The sequence below is a fragment of the Tumidithrix helvetica PCC 7403 genome (assembly GCF_965232925.1).
GTDB classification, from domain to species: domain Bacteria; phylum Cyanobacteriota; class Cyanobacteriia; order Pseudanabaenales; family Pseudanabaenaceae; genus Tumidithrix; species Tumidithrix helvetica.
In genome coordinates this window covers 16078-36452 of sequence record NZ_CBDDRA010000005.1, presented here as the reverse complement: position 1 = coordinate 36452, position 20375 = coordinate 16078, and the positions used below count along the sequence as shown (strand labels likewise).

General features: G+C 45.2%; 16 protein-coding genes. 2 read left to right on the top strand and 14 right to left on the bottom strand.

The annotated features are described in order from the left end of the window. Nucleotides 1-87: 87 nt before the first annotated feature. The 5 genes from ACP2WE_RS06180 to psbB all read right to left on the bottom strand — a co-directional run bounded on the left by ACP2WE_RS06180 (nucleotide 88) and on the right by psbB (nucleotide 11566). Nucleotides 88-1830 carry a putative bifunctional diguanylate cyclase/phosphodiesterase gene (locus ACP2WE_RS06180; protein ID WP_425214720.1) on the bottom strand — a complete coding sequence of 581 codons (1743 nt, stop codon included), beginning with the start codon at nucleotides 1828-1830 and terminating at the stop codon, nucleotides 88-90. 50 nt (nucleotides 1831-1880) lie between these two features. Next, nucleotides 1881-3233: a hybrid sensor histidine kinase/response regulator gene (locus ACP2WE_RS06175; protein WP_425214719.1), complete on the bottom strand. Its 1353-nt coding sequence runs from the start codon at nucleotides 3231-3233 to the stop codon at nucleotides 1881-1883. Nucleotides 3234-3285: 52 nt separating this feature from the next. Continuing rightward, nucleotides 3286-9672: an ATP-binding sensor histidine kinase gene (locus ACP2WE_RS06170; protein ID WP_425214718.1), complete on the bottom strand. Its 6387-nt coding sequence runs from the start codon at nucleotides 9670-9672 to the stop codon at nucleotides 3286-3288. A 247-nt stretch (nucleotides 9673-9919) separates the two neighbouring features. Next, nucleotides 9920-10027 (bottom strand): photosystem II reaction center protein T, encoded by a 108-nt coding sequence (locus ACP2WE_RS06165; protein WP_330485794.1) that lies wholly within the window; start codon nucleotides 10025-10027, stop codon nucleotides 9920-9922. Between the two features lie 6 nt (nucleotides 10028-10033). Next, a complete protein-coding gene (psbB, locus tag ACP2WE_RS06160; RefSeq protein WP_425214717.1) occupies nucleotides 10034-11566 on the bottom strand; it encodes a photosystem II chlorophyll-binding protein CP47 in 1533 nt (510 codons plus the stop codon). Between the two features lie 384 nt (nucleotides 11567-11950). Between psbB and ACP2WE_RS06155 the strand changes: the two genes are divergently transcribed. After that, nucleotides 11951-13366, top strand: coding sequence for an anthranilate synthase component I (locus ACP2WE_RS06155; protein ID WP_425214716.1), 1416 nt, complete (start codon nucleotides 11951-11953; stop codon nucleotides 13364-13366). Nucleotides 13367-13567: 201 nt separating this feature from the next. Here the strand turns inward: ACP2WE_RS06155 and ACP2WE_RS06150 are convergent, their stop codons facing one another. The 7 genes from ACP2WE_RS06150 to ACP2WE_RS06120 all read right to left on the bottom strand — a co-directional run bounded on the left by ACP2WE_RS06150 (nucleotide 13568) and on the right by ACP2WE_RS06120 (nucleotide 17625). After that, on the bottom strand, nucleotides 13568-14806 hold the full coding sequence (locus ACP2WE_RS06150) for a DUF4365 domain-containing protein (RefSeq protein ID WP_425214715.1): 1239 nt from the start codon (nucleotides 14804-14806) through the stop codon (nucleotides 13568-13570). 134 nt (nucleotides 14807-14940) lie between these two features. After that, nucleotides 14941-15219, bottom strand: a complete 279-nt coding sequence (locus ACP2WE_RS06145) for a BrnA antitoxin family protein (RefSeq protein WP_425214714.1) — start codon at nucleotides 15217-15219, stop codon at nucleotides 14941-14943. Beyond that, complete coding sequence (locus ACP2WE_RS06140; protein ID WP_425214713.1) at nucleotides 15188-15475, bottom strand: BrnT family toxin; 288 nt, start codon at nucleotides 15473-15475, stop codon at nucleotides 15188-15190. Before ACP2WE_RS06140 ends, ACP2WE_RS06145 begins: the two co-directional genes overlap by 32 nt. 83 nt (nucleotides 15476-15558) lie before the next feature. Beyond that, on the bottom strand, nucleotides 15559-15831 hold the full coding sequence (locus ACP2WE_RS06135; RefSeq protein WP_425214712.1) for a hypothetical protein: 273 nt from the start codon (nucleotides 15829-15831) through the stop codon (nucleotides 15559-15561). A 54-nt stretch (nucleotides 15832-15885) separates the two neighbouring features. Beyond that, entirely contained in the window at nucleotides 15886-16350 is a 465-nt protein-coding gene (locus tag ACP2WE_RS06130; RefSeq protein WP_425214711.1) for a hypothetical protein, read from the bottom strand. 21 nt (nucleotides 16351-16371) lie between these two features. Continuing rightward, nucleotides 16372-17010 (bottom strand): thiopurine S-methyltransferase, encoded by a 639-nt coding sequence (gene tmpT / locus ACP2WE_RS06125; protein ID WP_425214710.1) that lies wholly within the window; start codon nucleotides 17008-17010, stop codon nucleotides 16372-16374. A gap of 147 nt (nucleotides 17011-17157) precedes the next feature. Beyond that, the gene (locus ACP2WE_RS06120; RefSeq protein WP_425214709.1) at nucleotides 17158-17625 is read right to left on the bottom strand and encodes a hypothetical protein; all 468 of its coding nucleotides are present in this window, start codon (nucleotides 17623-17625) and stop codon (nucleotides 17158-17160) included. 390 nt (nucleotides 17626-18015) lie between these two features. Between ACP2WE_RS06120 and ACP2WE_RS06115 the strand changes: the two genes are divergently transcribed. After that, entirely contained in the window at nucleotides 18016-19140 is a 1125-nt protein-coding gene (locus ACP2WE_RS06115) for a tetratricopeptide repeat protein (protein WP_425214708.1), read from the top strand. A 57-nt stretch (nucleotides 19141-19197) separates the two neighbouring features. Here the strand turns inward: ACP2WE_RS06115 and ACP2WE_RS06110 are convergent, their stop codons facing one another. Together ACP2WE_RS06110 and ACP2WE_RS06105 are read right to left on the bottom strand one after the other, a co-directional pair. Beyond that, entirely contained in the window at nucleotides 19198-19545 is a 348-nt protein-coding gene (locus ACP2WE_RS06110) for a hypothetical protein (RefSeq protein ID WP_425214707.1), read from the bottom strand. A 147-nt stretch (nucleotides 19546-19692) separates the two neighbouring features. Next, nucleotides 19693-20346: a pentapeptide repeat-containing protein gene (locus tag ACP2WE_RS06105; RefSeq protein WP_425214706.1), complete on the bottom strand. Its 654-nt coding sequence runs from the start codon at nucleotides 20344-20346 to the stop codon at nucleotides 19693-19695. Nucleotides 20347-20375: the final 29 nt, after the last annotated feature.

The following is a 20375-nucleotide window of genomic DNA, read 5'->3' as shown; positions in this document are numbered from 1 at the left end:
CCCGATTTAGTTGGCTTCTCTAATTGATTTGATGGCAAAAAATAGACAGCGATCGTTGATATCCCCCCTTTCATCACAGACTCCCGATTAGCTGGTGCATTGCTTCGCAATTAAGGCTGTGGCGGCTGTTGCATCAATCGGGCGAGAAAACAAAAAACCTTGACCGTAGTCGCAGGCAAGAGAACGCAAAATATCCACATGGGCTTCTTTTTCTATGCCCTCTGCCACCACTTTGAGCCCTAACCGCCTCGCTAGCTCGATAATGGTTGAAGTGATTTCTAGATTGGTTTGGTTGGTGTCAATATCCTGAATAAAAGAGCGATCGATTTTTAAAGCTGTAATCGGTAATGACTGAAGATAAGACAGAGATGAATAGCCCGTGCCAAAATCATCAATGGATAATCCAATGTGACGTTCTCGAAGATGTTCTAATATATCAACCGCCTCTTTGATGTTTTCCATCAGCACCGTCTCTGTAATTTCCAGTACCAAATTTTCTCCACTTAAACCAGCGTCGCTGAGATTGCGATCGATTTGATTTAACAAGGTTGGACTATGCAATTGCACCCCTGATAAGTTAACGCTTATACGATGTGGACAAGCCTCAGTAAATTGGGCTTTCCACCGTCCAAGTTGTCGGCAGGCTTCCGCTAGAACCCAGTTACCTAAAATCACAATCAAGCCAGTTTCTTCGGCGAGGGGAATAAACTCTAGGGGAGAAATCCACCCCTGGGTTGGATGTTGCCACCGCACCAAAGCTTCAAACCCAATTAACTGCATGGTGTTGACCAAGAAAATCGGCTGATAGTGAACCTGCAATTGCTGAGATTTAATCGCTTCTTGTAAGTTGACTTCCAAGCTCAGCCGATGCATGGCAGTCTGTTGCATGCTGTTGTTAAAGAAAATTGTGCGATCGCCTCCACCCTGTTTAGCAAAATCGATCGCGGTATCAGCCGCTCTGAGAAAATCTTCTGATTGCTCGTAGGGGAGATCGCTTAAGGCAATGCCGACATGAATTAGCGAGGATATGGCAATCTCATCGAGTTGAATTGGAGTCTCAAATAGCTGATGTAGTTGTTTAACATAGGTCTGAATACTGGTCTGAGTTTCGGTTAGTTGCAACAAAATCCCAAATTCATTGGTTTCTAGCCGAGCGATCGCCTTGGATGGCATTTCCCATTGTTCCAGCCGACGCGCAACTTCGATTAACAAGCGATCGCTCTGTGCATGCCCAAATCCAGATTTGACGATCGAGTATCGTTCGACATCGAGGATCAGCAGGGCAAAGCATCCTCCTTGAATTTGTCGTGAAATAATACTTTTGGTCACTTGTTTGAGTAACCCATTGCGGTTTGGTAAGCCCGTCAGTTGGTCATAAAAGACCAGATTATGCAATCGATCTAGCGCTTCTTGAAGTTTTTGCTGCTGTTCTCGCAAATGATCGATAAATGCCAATGTTTTATTAATCGTAATTTCCAGATCTTCAAAATCTATAGGCTTTGTCAAAAAATCAAATGCGCCTCGATTCATCGCTGTCCGAATATTTTTCATGTCCCCATAGGCTGATACCACAACTGCCTTGAGGGGGCGATCGAACTCTGCTAAGTTTGACAGTAAAGTTAAGCCATCCATTTCTGGCATGCGGATATCGGTCAAGATCATGTCAATTAAATTAGAATCCCGCAGGATCTGGAGTGCCTCTACACCATTCTGTGCAAACTGAAAATTGAGTTCTCCAGATTGAATTTTTTTTCTAAATCTTTGTTTCATGAGGCGTTGTATTTCCACCTCATCATCGATCACTAAAATCAGCTTTGATTTATTTTTCATAACTCCGAATTAAAAACTAGTTCCGAAAATTCTTTGCAACTTAGATATCACTAGGATAGTGTGCGCTGGCTATAGGGCAGTGCGACTAAAATTTCAGTGAATTCACCAAATTTTGTGTCAATTGCTAAAGTTCCTTGATGTTGCTTGACAATGATGTCATGGGCGATAGAAAGCCCAAGTCCAGTTCCTGCGCCAGGTGGTTTGGTTGTGAAAAAGGGGTCAAGCACTTTTGCGAGAATCTGGGGGGAAATCCCACAGCCATTATCATGAATGCAAATTTCCACTCGTTCTTCACCCAGTCGGGTCGAAACCTCAAGGGTGGGCCTATACGCCGCAGCGGGCTGAGTTGACTGCGTATGTAACTCATGTTGTTTAAAACGCATGGCATCACAGGCGTTATCAATTAAATTAATGAAGGCTCGCATGAGGTTGCTAGGGATTGCCTGAATCACATCCACGTCAAAAGCATAGTCAGTATGAACGATTAAATTGAAGTGACTATCTTGCACCCGTTTGCCTTGGTATGCCAGTTTTACAGCTTCATTGAGTAAGTCATGTAGTGGCGTGGGCTGCAACGGGGAGTTCTGCTCGGTATCAGTACGCGCATGTTGCATCATGCTAGTAATAATCTGTGCGGCTCGTTGACTATGGCGGCAGATCGTGGCGGCATTTTCTTGCAGATCGGCGATCAGCGATTCTATGAGAACGGAGGCTTTGGGCTCTTGAGATTGAATGACTGGCTGTAGAATATCCAGTAGGTCTTGAGTGAGTTCGATGGAACCCTCGGCATAGTTTTTGACAAAGTTGAGAGGATTGCGGAGTTCGTGGGCGATCCCTGCGGTGAGCGTGCCTAGGGCTGCCAGTTTTTCTTGAGCGATAATGCGCTCCTGGGCAGTGATGAGTTCGGCGGTTCGCTCCTCAACCCGATGTTCGAGGGTTTGGGAGTATGCCTCGAGTTCGCGATTGGCTTGTTCGAGATCCCGTTGATTTTGGGAAAGTTGCTGCTCTTGCTCGTAGCGCCGCAATGCCTCTGTTACAGTCAAGTTAAGATCCATTTCGTCCCAAGGTTTGGCAATAAAGCGATAAAGACTCCCCCGATTGACCACATTGCCAACATCTTCAGCACGCGCTTGCCCCGTAAGCATGACCATTAAAATCTGGGGATAGCGAGTATGTAACTCAATCAATAATGCATCCCCTTTCATCCCTGGCATAATTTGATCGGCAATTACGAGGGGAATCTCTGCCCCACTAGACAGAACTTGATCGATGCAATCCAATGCTTCAGTGCCGCTTTCGGCAAGTTCGATAGTGCAGTTGGGAAAATGCCGCATGAGTTGATTTCTAAGGGTAAGTAGCACATTACTCTCATCATCAACACAGACAATAGTGGGATTATGCATTGGGTGTCTCCGCATCTCAGGGCTCGGCTCAAAAAATTCAGGAAATTTACAGTCATTGGGTGCTTGGTATTGGAAATAGAACTTTGAAAGTTGTTCGACTAGGCTGGCTGGAGACCTGAATGTCCCCATCATGCTTTCGCACGATCCGTCGGACAATATCGAGTCCCAATCCACTGCCTTCCCCCCTTGGTTTGCTGGTAACAAACGGCTCGAAAATTTTTGCTTGCATCTCTGGAGGGATTCCGCATCCAGAATCTACGATCTCTACAACCACATACTCTGCTTCTTGCGATACAGCAATTTCTAACGTACCCTGTTGACCGATCGCGTAGATCGCGTTGTCAATTAAATTTACCCACACTTGGGTGAGCTCATCTGGATTGCAGGAAATTTCAGGAACTTCTTTATAATTACGGACTATCTCAATTCCCTGTTTGAGGCGATTATGGTAGAGGGTTAAGGCTACTTCAATGCCGTCGGCGATTTGGGCAAGACACTTCTCGTCGCTATGACTTTGATGGCTATAGGCTTTGAGCGCAAACACGATCTTAGCGGCACGGTCTACTTCCTGTTGAATGCTGCGGGTGCTTTGATGTTGCAATGCCAGATTGTAAGCTACCTGTAAAATGTCGTAACAGTTCGGGGCTTGCAGAATGGATTGATAGAGATGGAGATCGGAACCCAGTTGCATCTGGCTGAGTTGAGCTGCGATACTACTAGCATCGGCAATACCTTGATTTGTTAGTTCGCTTTGCAGTTGTCGCCGCAGTTGTCGCTCTTCTTTGGTAGATAGAGGTTGAGATTTCTGAATGGCGGCATTCACCAAACTTAGGAATTCCTCCTGTTGTTGAGGAGTCAGGGTTAGCATGAGTTGAGGCAATTGCTGGAGAGAGACACTGCTTGCTGCGACGATATTGCCCGTGGCTGCGCGAATTACGCCCAGAGGTGTGTTGATCTCGTGGGCGACACTGGCAGTGAGTTGCCCTAAGGCTGCCATCTTTTCGGAATGAATCAGTTCTGTTTGAGTGGCTTGGAGGTTGATTAGGGCTTGGGAAAGTGCTTGGGTTCGTTCTTCGACTTTTTGTTCTAGGGTTTGGGAATATTCTTCGAGTTGTTGCGCTTGCAGTTGCAGTTGGACTTCCGCAGCTTTGCGATCGCTGATGTCTCGAATAATGGTGGACAAATATTCCAAAGTTCCGTCTGGGGACTTGTGCGCCATCACCACTTGGGATACGGGAATTTCTCGTCCATCAGGGGTTAGTAAAGCCGTCTCACCTATCCAGTAACCGTATTGTACCGCCTGCGGAATCCCCTCTTGTTGCAAAAGATCTAAAGCCCATTGAGGATGCAAGTCTCCGATGCGATAGTCAGTCAGATTGGCCTCTGGAGTCAGGTTATACAGATGGCGAAACACGCTGTTCATCCAAGTCGTTTGCCCATCAGGATTGGCAGTGCCAATGAAGTCAGAAGAGGCTTCTAGGATTGCGAGTAGACGAGCTTGTTCCTGCTCTAATTGTTTGCGATCGCTAATATCCATTACCACCCCATCCCAGACGATCGAACCATCAGGTTGTCTGGCCGGTTGGGATACGGCTTGAATCCATTTCACCGTTCCTGACGGTGTGACAATGCGAAATTCCAGGCTAAACGGTTGCAGCGTGCGTCCGGTGTGAGCTAGCATTTGGTCAACGCTCGGAGAGTCTTCAACATGCTCAAAATCTCGAAAGTTATACTTGCCTGTCATCATCTCCTCGGCGGACACCTCATATAGGTCGTAACAGGCGGAACTGGTATAGGGAACGGAAACCGATCCATCCGCTGCGATCTGGAGTTGGTAAATCATGCCCGGAATGTTGGCAGCCAGATGGCGAAAGCGGGTTTCACTAGCCTGTAACTGGTTCAGGGAGTGTTCTAATTGTTGGGCGTAGGATTGAGATTGCTGAAACAGATTCGCATTTTCTAGGGAAATCGCCGCTTGGGCACAGAGCACTTTGAGGAGTTCGACCCGATCGTCGGTAAAGGCATTCGCCGTGATGGCATTTTCCAGATACAACACGGCTACCAACTTTCCCTGATTGAGAATGGGCGCACACAGGAGGCTCTTGGGTTGGTATTGCAGACAATAGGGATCGCTAGCAGTGCTGACATGGGCTTTGTAGTCTGTAATTACCGTTTCTAAGGTGCGACCAACGTAATGAATCAGGGCAAGGGGAATATGCTGACACTCATCCACAGGCTTGCGTTCCAGCGATTGCACCGCATTGTCGAAATACTTGATCGCCAGTTTTAACGTGCCGTCCTGGTTGAGAACCAGGGCCGCTTTGTCAGCGCCTGCATTGGTGACCACGATCTCGATCAGGGTTAGCAGCAATTTCTCCAACTGGATTTCACTCGATAAAGCTTGGGAAGCTTTGATAATCGTGGCTAAATCTAGGGATGTGGAGGCATAGCTAGAGGTTTGGGATAAAGGAATCGTGTCTCTGGACAGAATCGAGGTTGAGACTTGGTTCAAAATCGGTGACAGCAGTTGTGGATAGCGTTGTTTCAAGTCATCCGTCTTGGCTTTGGCTCCCCAACGGGCGTAGCCGTAATAGGCTTCCTGCATATAGCCTAGAGCCGCCTTTTCTTTGCCCCAATCGAGGTAGAACTTCGCAGCCAGTTCGTTGGCAAGGGCTTCGTCTTGAATAAAGCCGTTTTCCTTAGCAAGGGCGATCGCCCGATCGTAGTGTTCAATGGCAGCCATGCGATCGCCCAAGACTCGATACCGCTCTGCTTCTACCAGATCGAACTTGTGGAGATGATTCATGGGGGCATGAATCGCCCATCTCTGCATTTTTTCCTGCGCGGCAGTGACTTGCTGGAGGATATCCTCTTGCTCAGACTTTGGATAACTAGGCAAGACAGCCAAGCGAATAAGCGACGCATAAAAATAGAAGGCAGCAATGTTAAACATTCCTTTCCCCCCAGATGAGTAATATTCTGCGCGTTCGATATATGCAAACGCTTGCTCAAATTCTTGAAACAAGTAACACAGCATTACCTTAACGAAAAAGAAATGCCATAATCCAGTTTTGTCATCTGCTTGCTGATATCTGGCTAGCAGGGTCTGTTCTTTCTCTGCTTCACCCAACAAGAAAGTTGGACTTGCTGTTTGACCGAGTAAGTTTAGAACAGCCTCGTGATAAAGCTCATTGTAGTTGAGCTGAGTTTGCTGATTGATTTTTGCCAATACTTTGCTATAAGCTGCTATTTCTTGTTCTAGTTTGGTTAACTCATCACCCATCAAATAGGCGTGGAAGCCGTAAACATATGCGGCGTAGCCCAAGTCCATTAAACTTCCACTTTCCCAACCCACAGAATAAGCGTTTTTCAGCAACGTTAAGGTTTCTTTGACATGAACTTTCCAATGAATAATAAAAGCAGTGGTCACAAATAAAATTCGGGCGGCAATCTTTTTGGCGTTGAGTTTTGCTAGTAGATTTAATGCTAGTTGGGCAAATTCATAGCCCTGCTCAATATCTCCAGTCTCACCACAAAGCAATAGCCCATAGCTAGAGTAGCCTGATGTAGAACTAGGGGCATTTCCATAAGTCATAGATAGAATCATCTGCTGCATAATGATCAGCACATTTAGATTGGGGGTTGTCAAATAAGCAGGAACAGACAATTCATGCATAATTTGCAAAACCGCCAAAATTTGAGGGTTGGTCATCTCTGGCAAATCGAGCAGATCGGCAGGGTTCCTATTACTTAGAAGAGCCTGTACTTCTTGACGAGCCTGGGCAATATCTTCTAAATCGGGGGATTCAGGCAGATCGATCGCAAATTGTTGCAAAGCTGTAAGTCCCGTGTGGATGGCTTCGAGCATACGTCCCTGCGATGTATAGGCATTAATTCGCACCGTATACACTTTGACCTTATCCAAAGCTGTTTTTGCCTGTTGCAGCACCACTTCGATAAGACTTTCCATCTCATCGATATCCCCATTGAGATAGGCTACCTCTGTTGCTTCTACATAGAGTTCTAAAGCTAGGTCATACTGACTTAACCAAGCATCGCTGGCTAAAAGACTGCGCCCAAGGGCAAAGTATCTCACAGCCGCACTATATGCCGTGGCATTCTTAGCTTTACACCCAGCGATGAAGTTCAACTTAGCGAGTTCCTCTCGTGCGGCTGGCTCTTTGATTAGTTCGATCGCGATATTGAGATGATTCACAATCTCAAAAATGTGTTCTTTTAGATCGCAGTCGGCTATATTTTTTAGTAACTGTTGCCCCATGCGATAATGGGTTGCGTTCTTTTGTATTTCGGGAATCAGAGAATAGGCGGCTTGCTGCACGCGATCGTGGGAAAATCGGTATTTAGGGATTTGCTCATAGGTGGGAGCGAAGAGGTTTGCGTCCGAGTCAGGCTCATTGCCTTGAAAGAATTTATAAATCTCAGTAATGGGTAAGACTAACCCAGCTTGTAACGCCGACCACAAGTTAGTTGCGGTTTCCACTGGCGACTGTTGATAGACAATCGCTAGAATTTCTAGGTCAAAGGAGTTACCAATGCAAGCGGCTAATTTCATGACCTCTTGGGTCTGTGGCGGCAATTTCTGTAACTGAAGTGCCATAAACTCGACCACATCATCCGTCAACGCTAAGGCTTTAATTTGGGCAATATCACATTGCCAATAGCCCACTTCTCGATTAAAGCTAATCAGGTTCTCTTCTTGAAGCGCCTTGAGGAATTGATTGTTAAAAAAGGGATTTCCTTGGGTTTTTTGATAGACCAATTCGCTTAAGGGCAAAGCCAGTGCGGGCGTACAACTGAGGGTATCGGCAACTAATTGGTTAATATCCGATCGCTGAAGTGGGGCTAAGGTAATTGTATTTAGGGTTGCTCCCTGTTTCTTAATTTCCTCTAAAGTCAGCATCAAGGGATGGGCAGGAAAGACCTCATTATCTCGGTATGCCCCAATCAGCAGCAAGTAGCGACTCTGAGACTCACTCATCAGCAGTTGCATCAGTTTCAGCGATGCTGAGTCCACCCACTGCAAGTCATCCAAAAAGATCACTAAGGGATGTTCTTTGGTGGTAAAGACTTGGATAAACTTCTCAAACATTAGGTTAAAGCGGTTTTGGACAGCACTACCTGAGAGTTCAGGAACGGGAGGCTGTTTGCCAATGATGCGTTCGAGTTCGGGAATGACCTCAACGATCACCTGGCCATTTTCGCCTAGAGCCGCCCGAATTTTGGCTTGCCATTGTTGCAGTTGAGTATCGCTCTCGCTCAGTAATTGCCCCATTAAGTCGCGGAAGGCTTGGACAAAGGCCGACAAGGGAATATTGCGGTTGAATTGGTCGAATTTACCTTTGATGAAGTAGCCCCTTTGCCGCACAATTGGCTTATGCACTTCATTGACGATCGCAGTTTTGCCAATGCCAGAAAAACCTGCCACCAGCATCAGTTCGGAGACTCCGTTGGCGACTCGCTCGAAAGCAGTCAGCAAAGTCTGAACTTCCTGTGACCGTCCGTAAAGTTTTTCGGGAATTGAGAAGCGATCGCTCAGATCCCTTGTTCCAATTACGAACGGTGCGATCGTTCCAGTGGTGTTGAATTGATGCAAGGCGATTGCTAAGTCGTATTTCAAGCCCAAGGTACTCTGATAGCGATCTTCGGCATTCTTAGCCATCAGTTTTGTCACGATCTGTGCGATCTCGGCTGGAATTTCTGGTTTGAGTTCACACGCTGAGGGGGCTGGCTTCGCAATATGACAGTGCACCAGTTCCAAGGAATCGTCAGCTTGGAAGGGTAATTGTCCCGTCAATAGCTCAAATAACGTCACGCCCAAGGCGTAAAAATCCGTACGGTAGTCTATCCCCCGATTCATCCGCCCCGTTTGCTCTGGTGCTATATAGGCTAGCGTTCCTTCTAGAACATTTGGGCATACGATCCCTGAGGTTTCTTTGGGTAGTAAAGAGGCAAGGCTAAAGTCGATCAGTTTAATTTGTTTTGACTCAGGCTGAATCAAAATGTTGGCAGGTTTGATGTCTTTGTGGATGACGCGCTGTTGGTACAGATCTTGCAGAATCTCTGCCAGTTGTATGGCGATCGCCAAAAATTCAGGCAATTCCAAAGAATAAGAGACAAGGTAGTCTGAGAGTGCCATACAGCGATCGTCTGGCATGAGTAAAACAAACCCATTACCATAGGGTTCCAAACCCAGTGGTCGGACAATTCCTGCCGAATTTAGATTTTTGGTAATCGTGTAGTGATTTCGAAGCCGCAGGAGGTCTTGAATCGAGGGGCGATCGCTCCTGAGCAACTTCAACACCACAGGATACCCATCTGCTAACCGAATGCCCCGATAGACAAGGGTTCTGCTGCCAGCACAGACCAGTTGGTTGATGAGATAGCCCTCAATCAGAGGGAAGCGATCGTTAGAACTCATAGCTGCCTAATGCATTTCTGTTGTTTAGTCTTGTCGCTCCATCCTGTGAGGGGCTTAAAGCATTTATACCCTTTTCAACCAAACTTTATGTCGTGCGGGACTCAGATCCAGATCTGTTGTAGATGCAACTGAAATTTAGATTACTTACAAACATCGCGATCGAAATAGTCACCCAAAAGCAATAGCCCTAATCTTTAAAGATTAGGGCTATTTTTATGTAACTTGTCTAGCTATAAGAGCCAACGAATTACTTTTTGTCTTTTGTGATCACCTTTGGCGGTTCGCGGAAGAAGATCGCAAAGAAAAACAAACCAATTAGACAAGCAAAAATCAAAGTGTAGGTGATAGTTTCCATATATTCCTATGCCTTAGCAGTAATACGAGTTGACTTGTCTCCTAGTTTCTGGAATGCGCCCCACTCAATTTGTTCTTCATCAAGATCGGGGTCAATACCAGCAAACACATCGCGGAATAGGGTGCGAGCACCGTGCCAAATATGACCAAAGAAGAAGAATAGTGCAAATACCGCATGAGCGAAGGTAAACCATCCACGGGTGCTGGTGCGAAATACACCATCTGAGCTGAACTTTTCTTGATCGAAATCAAACGCTTCACCCAGTTGAGCCTTACGAGCCAAGTTCTTGACTGTAGGCGCATCTGTGAAGGTTTTGCCATCTAGGGCACCACCATAAACGGTAGCGGTGACCCCTGCTTGCTCAAAGCTGTACTTAGATTCAGCGCGACGGAAAGGAATGTCAGCTCTAACAATACCTTGACTATCTTGCAAGACAACAGGGAATGTTTCAAAGAAGTTAGGCAGACGGCGTACAGACAACTCATGACCTTCTTTGTCTGTAAATACTGGGTGACCTAACCAGCCTTGGGCTAGACCATCGCCATTGTTCATCGGACCAACGCGGAATAAACCACCTTTAGCGGGGCTATTGCCGACATAGTCATAAAATGCCAATTTGTCAGGAATTGTTGACCAAGCTTCAGAACGGCTCAAGCCAGCATCAACGCCTGCTTGGACGCGACGGTCAATTTCTTGTTGGAAGTAGCTGTTGTCCCATTGATAGCGGGTTGGACCAAATAGTTCGATCGGGGTAGCAGCAGCGCCATACCACATTGTTCCTGCGACCACAAAGGCAGCAAAGAAAACTGCAGCAATACTGCTAGATAGGACGGTCTCAATGTTACCCATACGAAGCGCTTTATAGAGACGCTCAGGTGGGCGCACCGTGAGGTGAAATAGTCCAGCAATGATGCCTACAATGCCCGCAGCAATGTGGTGAGCCACAATACCACCAGGATTAAAGGGGTTAAAGCCGTTTGGTCCCCATTCTGGTGCAACATGCTGAATATGGCCTGTTAGACCATAGGCATCGGATACCCACATCCCAGGACCAAATAGACCTGTTAGGTGAAAAGCACCAAATCCGAAGCAAAGAAGCCCTGATAAAAATAAATGAATGCCGAACATTTTGGGTAGATCCAAGGCAGGCTCGCCTGTACGTGGATCTCTAAATAGTTCTAAGTCCCAGTTTACCCAGTGCCAAATCGCTGCTAAAAATAGCAACCCTGATAGCACAATGTGCGCTACGGCGGTGCCTTCTAATGTCCAGACACCCGTGTTTACAGCAGCTTCACCAGTTACGCTCCAGCCACCCCATGAGTCAGTAATGCCCAGACGTGCCATGAAGGGTAGGACGAACATGCCTTGTCGCCACATTGGGTTTAGCACAGGATCACTTGGGTCAAATGTGGCAGTCTCATAGAGAGCCATCGATCCTGCCCAGCCTGCCACCAGTGCAGTGTGCATTAAGTGTGTGGCAATCAGTCGCCCTGGATCGTTCAGGAGGACTGTATGCACTCGATACCAAGGTAATCCCATCTTAGTAATTTTCCTCTATTTATAGTATGGAGTGAGATTTTAACGGTTCTTTATCTTAATGATAAAAGATTCTGAATCGAGTAACCATAGAGTTAAGCTACGATTCAGCTTAGCCAAACAAAATGGTTTAACTAGTTGTAACTATATTTTTGTTTATTTATATTAACGTAAATCATTCCAGCCAAAAGGTAAAGGTCAAGTATCAAAAGGTGCAGATTATCTAGTCACTTTTTGGGGCACGCGATCGCTGATTTCTCGGAATCTTAATCTTGCCGCACTGAATTGAAGGTCAAGGCAAGATCGACCTACTCATAAAAATCCCATGTATGTAGGTGTAGGGGCAAAGCAAGATATATCAATGGTTTAGATCGCTAAAATTGACTTATGGAAAACTGGTTGTGGGAAAAGCGATCGCTACCTCAAGGCGTGACGGGTGCGGATTTGTGGGAAGTATTATTTGGAGACGAAGCGATCGCAGTTTTATTAGAAAGTCCAGCCCAAAATTTATCTCCGCTCTCTCGTTATTCGATTGCAGCAGGAAAGCCTCGCCAAATGTGGACGCCGCCCCTAGGTGAAATTTTGCCTTTTTTGCAACAACTGCCAATTCAGCCTGAAGATACTGGGGAAAGCGGGAATCTAGCAGTCGATCCCAACTTACCTTTTACGGGTGGCTATCTAGGCTGGCTTGGATATGACTTTGCTTGGGAAATTGAGAAACTTCCCCACAATAAGCATGATTCCCTACCCTTTCCGATCGCGTTTTGGTATGAGCCTGCCAACTTTGCTGTAATCGATCATGCGAAAGAGATTATTTGGCTTGCCACCAGCGATCGCCAAACCCTAAAGGCGATGGGGCAGACCATCTCCGATCGCCTTGAAGCGCATAAGCCTTTAATTTTTCACCCTCGCGGCGGAACGCATCCCGATCGCGAAGCGTTTCCGAAGGAAATAGGGAATTGCCCCACCTCGGAATTGGATTTAAAGCTAAATTTCTCGCCCAATGCTGAGGAATATCAAGCGATGGTCTTAAAAGCCAAGCAACATATCCATGCGGGGGATATTTTTCAGACCAATTTGTCTTTGCGGTTTGGCACGGAATGGTTTGGAGATGGTTGGTCGCTCTATCGGCAACTACAGCAGATTAATCCTTCTCCCTTTGCGAGCTATTGGCGCACTCCTTGGGGAGAGGTAATCAGTGCCTCCCCTGAGCGACTGGTCAAGCTCAGCGATCGCCATGTCGAAACCAGACCGATCGCAGGCACGCGGGCAAGGGGCAACACCCCTGCTGAGGATATTTCTTTAGAGAATGAGTTACTTGCCTGTGCCAAAGAGCAGTCCGAGCATATTATGTTGGTCGATTTGGAACGGAACGATCTGGGACGCGTTTGTACTTGGGGTAGCGTCAAAGTGGATGAGTTACTGGCGATCGAGCGCTATAGCCATGTCATGCACCTTGTCAGCAATGTTACGGGCGAATTGAGACGCGATCGCACCCTTGCAGACCTAATAAAAGCGGTTTTCCCCGGCGGTACGATTACGGGTTGCCCTAAGGTGCGTTGTATGGAAATTATTGAAGCCCTCGAAACCGAGCGCAGGAGTTTGTTTTACGGTTCCTGTGGCTACATCGATCGCCGAGGTAATTTGGACTTAAATATTTTGATTCGCACTTTGCTGAAATGCGGCGATCGGATTTGGGGACAAGTGGGTGCTGGTATTGTCGCTGACAGTATTCCAGAACGAGAGTGGCACGAGTCACTCCACAAAGCCGAAGCTCAGTTAAAGGCTTTGGCAATTCGTTAGAAAATTACCCAACCCAAAATCCCAAAATAGGGTTCCGCAATCAAGGAAATCCTGCCATTGCCCTATCCTACACAGAGAATTTTGCGAATTGCTCTATTATCTCTTACCGTTTCCCATAAAGCATCACAACAAATAACTCATCAATAAGCAGTGTGCATATACACACTGCTTTTATTCATAACACATTCAAAACTTCTTACTTTATCCGTGAATTTTCTCAAGCTCAAATTCTAGTCTACGTAATTCTTTCTCATAGTCCTTAATAAATTGGTCTACCAAAAAGTATCTATTACCTCCTTCCCAAGTTTCTAATCCTTTTTCTGAAAAAGGTAATACTATACTGTGCGAGACAGCCATTAAGCTTTGAAACCGTTGGCTCAAATCACTACACTCAATTGGCGCTGTACCAATGCGTATCGCCTGAAAATACAATTGTTCTATCTCTGGTTCCAGTTGCGACATGCGAGCTAAATAATCAGTCTCAACTAGTTGCTTCTGTCTAAACATTGCTCTTAATTCAATTGTTTTATCAACAATAGGTTTCGTGCTATTCAATATTTCATACATAACATCCAAATAATCTTCTTTTGTTAGTCTATAAGAGCTTGCAACTATTGCAGAATCTATATAGTTTTTGTTCCAATCAATAATAATTTCATCACCGATATCTTCACCACCCATCTTCATAGGAGCAAATTCAGGAGATATATTCTTGCTAATCCACTGAGTTCTACAAATCCAGTTTACCGAACTCACGTCTTCTAGCGATAAATACAAGAATAGGCAGACTACTTGGGCTTCCTCACCTTTCCAATGCTGTTTTGCTTTGTCGTTCCTGTAATACTCTCTAGCTTTTAGTTCGATAGTAATCTTTTTTGTGATTCCTGTAATATCAGGTTTGGCATATTCCTTGCTTAGAAGGATGTTAGCAGAATATCTCTTTGCACCCTTATGACTAACATCTTGAAAAGAGAGGATTGTATAGTCACTAGTTGCAGTCATCTTTTTACTAAACTCTTGAATTTTTTCAAGCCCTAGAGCATCAATCTTTTGCTCAAAAGGAACTATGACCTTCCATGCTTTTTGGGTCTTTTGAACAGTATTATTATTAATAGCCTGCCAATAAGCAATTTTTTCGCCATCATCATATAGAACCATAGTTACAGGCAATGAATGTTTTTGCCAATATTCTAGATGTTCTATATTGCCACGAAAAACAATACCATCATTTGTTTTCTCCTTGAAATAGCTCTCTCCAGATTTAATCTGGACTGCAATTAATTTACCTGTAGCTATATTATTTTCAACAACTTCGACGTGAGCATCAATGCCATAATCTTCTATAGTTTGCTCACGAAATATCCAACCTAATCTTTCAAAGAGTAACTGTGTTCCAGCAACACCAATTCTTCCAGTACGAGATTTTGAGTCAGCTTTCATAATTGAGTGCAATATCAGGCTGAAACACACCAGAACATTAATTCTACTAAAACTTTCTGGATAGCACCACTATTTGAGGGAAATCCAAACCAACTATAAATACTCACTTGATTTCGTTCGATGTACTAAGCTTGTTATGCTGATTTACGCATGCTAGCGGCATTTTTTTGAGCTTCTGCATAAATTTGTAGGGCAGCAGCCATATGTTGCTCAGCATCTTCACCTTTTGATTGAAACCATGCCAAAGTCTCAGGGTCGATACGAATAGAGACAGTAGCAAATGAAGAAGAAGGCATACGTAATTTTGCTTTTGAGAAAAACTCATCAGTCAGAGGCGGAATATCAGATGTGTCAATCTCATCATCTGTCATTGCATCAATTCTAGACCAGTCGGTTCTTGAAATATTGGTCATAATGCTTCCTTTCATGTGAGAGGGCTTTTCTTAGTGAGATGATACGAATAGTTTCTTCATTAGGTTCAGTGTAGACAACAACTACAACTCGTCCATCCAGCATACCAGTACCGATCCATCGATCTTCACCATAATCGACACGCTCATCAAGGTCAACTACCATCGGCAAATCAAATATTCGATAAGCGTCAGCAAAATCGAAACCATGTTTATCAATGTTAACTTCGTTTTTTAGCCAGTCCCACTCAAAATCCATGAACTAAACTCACCTCATCTGCAATGTAGCAAAAAGCTAGACTGATCGCCAAGTTAAATTTTTTATGATGAAGTAGGAACAACTTAATTTACCTTATCTGTCAAACCGACTAAATCTGGTGTTACCTCAATCAGTGTGGCATGTGGAATCACCCTTTTTACATCAGAGATCGCCCTAGAAATTGCTTTGTAAGCTGACGATGCCGCTCGGACAAAATTTAAGGCGATGCATCCTTTCTTCCCAACTCCAATCAAGGAGTCATCACATCCACTCTCATATAGTTTCTCAACATAATCATTAGGATCGGCTTGGAAGTTTTGGAGATTAAATTTTAACGTAAAGTCATACTCAGTCATTGGCTCGCTACTCCTTACTCATTATCACATCAATTCCAGACCAGACTGAATCCATCACATTGTAAACGTGAAAATGTAAATGCGTCCTTTCCACCGTGAGATACCAATCCAGCCATGCATCCTGCCTGTCAGTGCATCAGGTTTATAGAACTCAAGCGAAGGGAAAACATCACGGGCAATCCACCAGTTCTTAAATTCTGCTGGTGCGTTATAGTCAGGCTTATTTGTGAGTGGAGTGAGTAGCTGCATCCAACGGGGAACATCTTGCGGTGCGACCTCTAGAACGTAAAATGCGCGGAAATCTGATGGGCCCAAATTACCATCCCCGATCTGCTCCTCGACAAAGTGTGCGTCCAGAATAGCTGAGGGTGGAGCCTTATGCTTAGTGAGGATAGCTGAAACATCAGCAACTCTCTGAGTGGTGTTTCCTGTAATCTCGCGAACAGTAGTCTTGGGCGCACTAACTGGACTGCAGGCTGTCAGAGCGATCGCCGCCATAATCATGAAGTGTTTGAACATGGAACAAGAAAGTGGAGCGTATTAATCACTTTTTAGCAACCAAGTATTCTCTTTTGCCGCACATTTCCCCTTTAATCCACCAGGTACATTTGTGCATTCCATAAGAGTTAAAGCATAACTATCACGATAGTGCCGATTTACTTCCTCGTTACTGATTGAAAAAGGAGGCCCATCCATGACACTTTGGTCGTACTCAAAGCAAATGAGCAACTGCGGTGCTTTGTCCGTAATCTGCATTAAGTGCGCTGTATATCGATCGCGCATTGCTTCTGGCAGAGCCACTAAAGCTGCCCTGTCATAAATTGCATCGACTGAGCCAAGCATCTTGCTAGACAAATCAAATATATCACCCACAAAGATATCGATATTTGTAGCGCTGTAGTGCGCTAATTCATCAATGCTTGATATTTTTGGTTCCACCCCAAGCTCTGTAAATAATTGCTCGATGGCTATCTTGCTCAATTCAGCGCCAGCAACGCGATAGCCATGAGAAAGTAGCCAATGAATATCAAGCGTTTTCCCGCACAAAGGTACAAAGACACGACTGCCATTTCCTAAAGCAAGCTCTTTAAAATATTTGACCAGTAGTGGGTTGGTTTCACTTTCGTGGAACGCAATATTATTTCCCTCCCACCTTTGGTGCCAAAAACTCGCATCCATAAATTAACCTCTTTTGCCCATTCACTGTAATTGTAAACGTGAAAGCATAAAGTTGTACTTAGATTGCACGCTGTTAGCGAAGCGATCGCACCCATAATCAATAATCGTGAAGTGTTTGAACATCATACAAGCAAGTGAAGTCCTGAGCTAGTCGCCAGAATATGGTTCTACCAGAACTTCAGGCTTGTCGATCTCGGTCATAACGAAAAGGCGATCTTTGTAACGGAAGATAAATGATGTCGGGCTAAGCCAGCGCATAAACTTAAACCCTGTGATTTCGCTAGTGAAGCCAAATTTCGTAGAGAAAGCTCTTATATCAAACTGTCGTACGCTTGCTACTTTCTTACAGCAACCTTCCATACCAAAGGTTACCTGCTCAAAAAAGACGCTGTTGTAGATATCTGTCAGCAGAACCACAACACGATAGGCACGACCCTGAACCTTTGCATTGACATCCTTTTCAAACCAATCAATTGGACTTTGAGAGAGCTGCACGATCCAAGGATAGTAATTTGCATTTGCTGGTTTTGTCTGGATAACTATGGGTTCCGCAAATGCGACACAGGGTGTTAATGCCAGAAATAAAAGCGTTACAAGGTGAAAAGTTGATTTCATTTTTGGGTGATTGCTAAGGAGTTGAATTTAAACGCATCATACATACTCGCCATCTTGATAGATTTAGATGGAATTCCTTCTCTTGGATCGTGATTTCAGCTCACTATCAATGGGAACACTATCTTCGATCCAACCCAATCTCTTGGCTCAGAGAGAGTTATTTTACGATTCCAATTATATATTCAGCCATTGCCTCACGGTATAACCATCAGATCGGAAAGATGTGTCATAATTCTGGATTATATGGCTATTGGGGAGAGTAGGCTTTGCAAAACTAGCCAAGTCAAAGAGATGAAGATGATGATTCCTTGCCGTTATTTTTGTTGTCTAATCGCCTGCACAATGGGAATAACAGTGCCTGTTCAAGCTAGAACAATTGTCCAGAAAACAGTGCAAACAAATATTGCTGATTGGTCAACACTATATCGTCAGGCAACTGACTACGATGCCCAGCACCGCTATCTGGAGGCAGAGGCAATCTATCGGCAAATTCTCAAGCACCCCCGTCCTGAATCGATGAACGATTACATGTACTCTTATATTCAGGTGGAATTGGGGCGAAATCTTCAGAGCCAAGGCAAGTTTGCCGAGGCGATCGCCATCTTTCAAGAAGTCGTAACTGCCTACCCAGAAAACTACAGTGCAAAGAATGCTTTAGAGCAGGTGAACGAACTGCTACAGCAAGCTGAGATGGATATTGCCAAAGGACTCAAGGCGATCCAATCTGACCCCACCTCAGTTTGGGGCTATCGCGACTTAGCCACAGGCTTAGAAGCCAAAAAGCAGTTAGAGCAAGGCTTGGCGTTTTTAGAGGAAAAGTTGGGGCATTCTCTGTTACAAGAACAGGCGATCGAGTTGGCTAGAGCTGCTCACGCTGTCTATAAACACAAATCCGCGATCGCCCTCTATCGCCAATTGGTGCAACGCTATCCCAACTACCAACCAGCGCGATCGGAATTGCTCGATGTCTTGGGGGCTTGGGGACGACCTGAGGAGGCGATCGCCGCCTATCGAGAAGCAATTCAGCAAAGACCTACCGATATTTGGCTGTATTGGAGGAGTCTGACCACTAAGCTTATAGCGGTGGGGCGTAACGATGAGGCAAGGCAAATTTACGAACAACTAATCCGAAATCAACCCTCTCAACCCAATGTTTATTTGGATCTAGGGAATTTACTGGAAAGAACCAAACAACCCGATCGCGCGCTCCAAGTTTACCTGCAAGCAATCCAAGCCTTCCCGAAACATCGTCCCAGCGATCGGCGTTGCCATGTGGTGAGAGAAACCAGCTACGATCGCTTTGTAAAACTCCTAGCCAAGCAAAAACGTCTCGATCGAGTATTGGATATCTTTGACAAAGCTAAACTCAATCCTACGCAGGAGATGTACAACAATCTGGTAGTGGCATTGGAATATGAGGGGAATAGCGACCTAGCCGCCCTAGTCTATCGTCGGTTCCGCGATCGCTATCCCGATGCCAAAATTCGCTATGGAAGCTGTGGCGGCGACTACTGAACGCGATCGCTATTGGTTACAACCAAACCGCCTCGAAATAGCTCCAGATTTGCCTCTCTACCGCTGAACGCGATCGCTATTGGTTACAACCAAACCGCCTCGAAATAGCTCCAGATTTGCCTCTCTACCGCTGCACGAATCTAGCGAGACAGTTCCATCTAAGCGCACATACACCTGACCGCAAAGCTTACCTTCGTGGATATTAATCAGATCGAGAATCTCATCGGCTGGAAGTCCCGCAAAATTGTAGACTTTATGCTGACAATGAGCGCATTCCCGTGCGCGATCGTCGCCCTTCATTTCTTCCCATGTAACATGACAAGGATTTTCCAGAATAATCTCGATATCCTTAAGCTTACGCAATGTTTTAATTCGCCGTTCAAATCTCGATAGTTTTCTGGGCACTTCTATCTCCGCCAAGTCTTCAATAGTGTTAGGAGATTTTCTATTGATTAGAGAATATCAAAACCCTAGCCCTCTCGTTTATATAAATACAAGAAAAAGCTTGGTTAATGGGAATGAACCAAGCTTTCTAAACTACGAATGAATGAACTATCTAGGAATGAGGCAGCCTTGCATGGAGGTTGTACCATCGGGCATCGTGGCGCGGCAGAGATTGGTTTGGCTCAGATCGACTCCACTCAAATCGGCTTCGGTCAAGTCAGCACGATAGAGATCGGCACCTTTGAGGTTTGCACCTCTGAGGTCAGCTCGATATAAACTGGCATAACGCATAGAAGCATTTCTCAAGTCAGCCCCATTTAACTTGGCTCCAACTAACTCAATATCAATTAGGTTGGAATCTTTAAGGTTTGCATCCGTCAAGTCAGCATTCTTCCAACGGCTGTTGCGAGCATTAGTTCCAGCGAGATTGGTTCCGATCAAATCCCCATTAATTAGAAAAGAATGTCTCAGATCGGCACTACTCAGGTCGGCACTTCTAAAGTCGCCGTAGTATATGGTGCTAAAAGATAGGTTGATACCAGTCAAGATGCTGCGTCTAAAATCAGCGCCATCGATCACAGCACCTCTGAGATTAGCACCACTAGCATTGATGCCGCTCAGTTCGCAACGTTGACATTCACGGCTTTCTAACAACACCTTGAGATGTTCGGCACTTTGGGCTTTTGCCTGCGTTGGCACGATCGCACTGATAGCTGTACCAGTGGCTAGAAATAGCGCAGCACTCAGAATTCTTAGCTTCATAGGATTCACCTGTTAGCGAGGTTTATTGG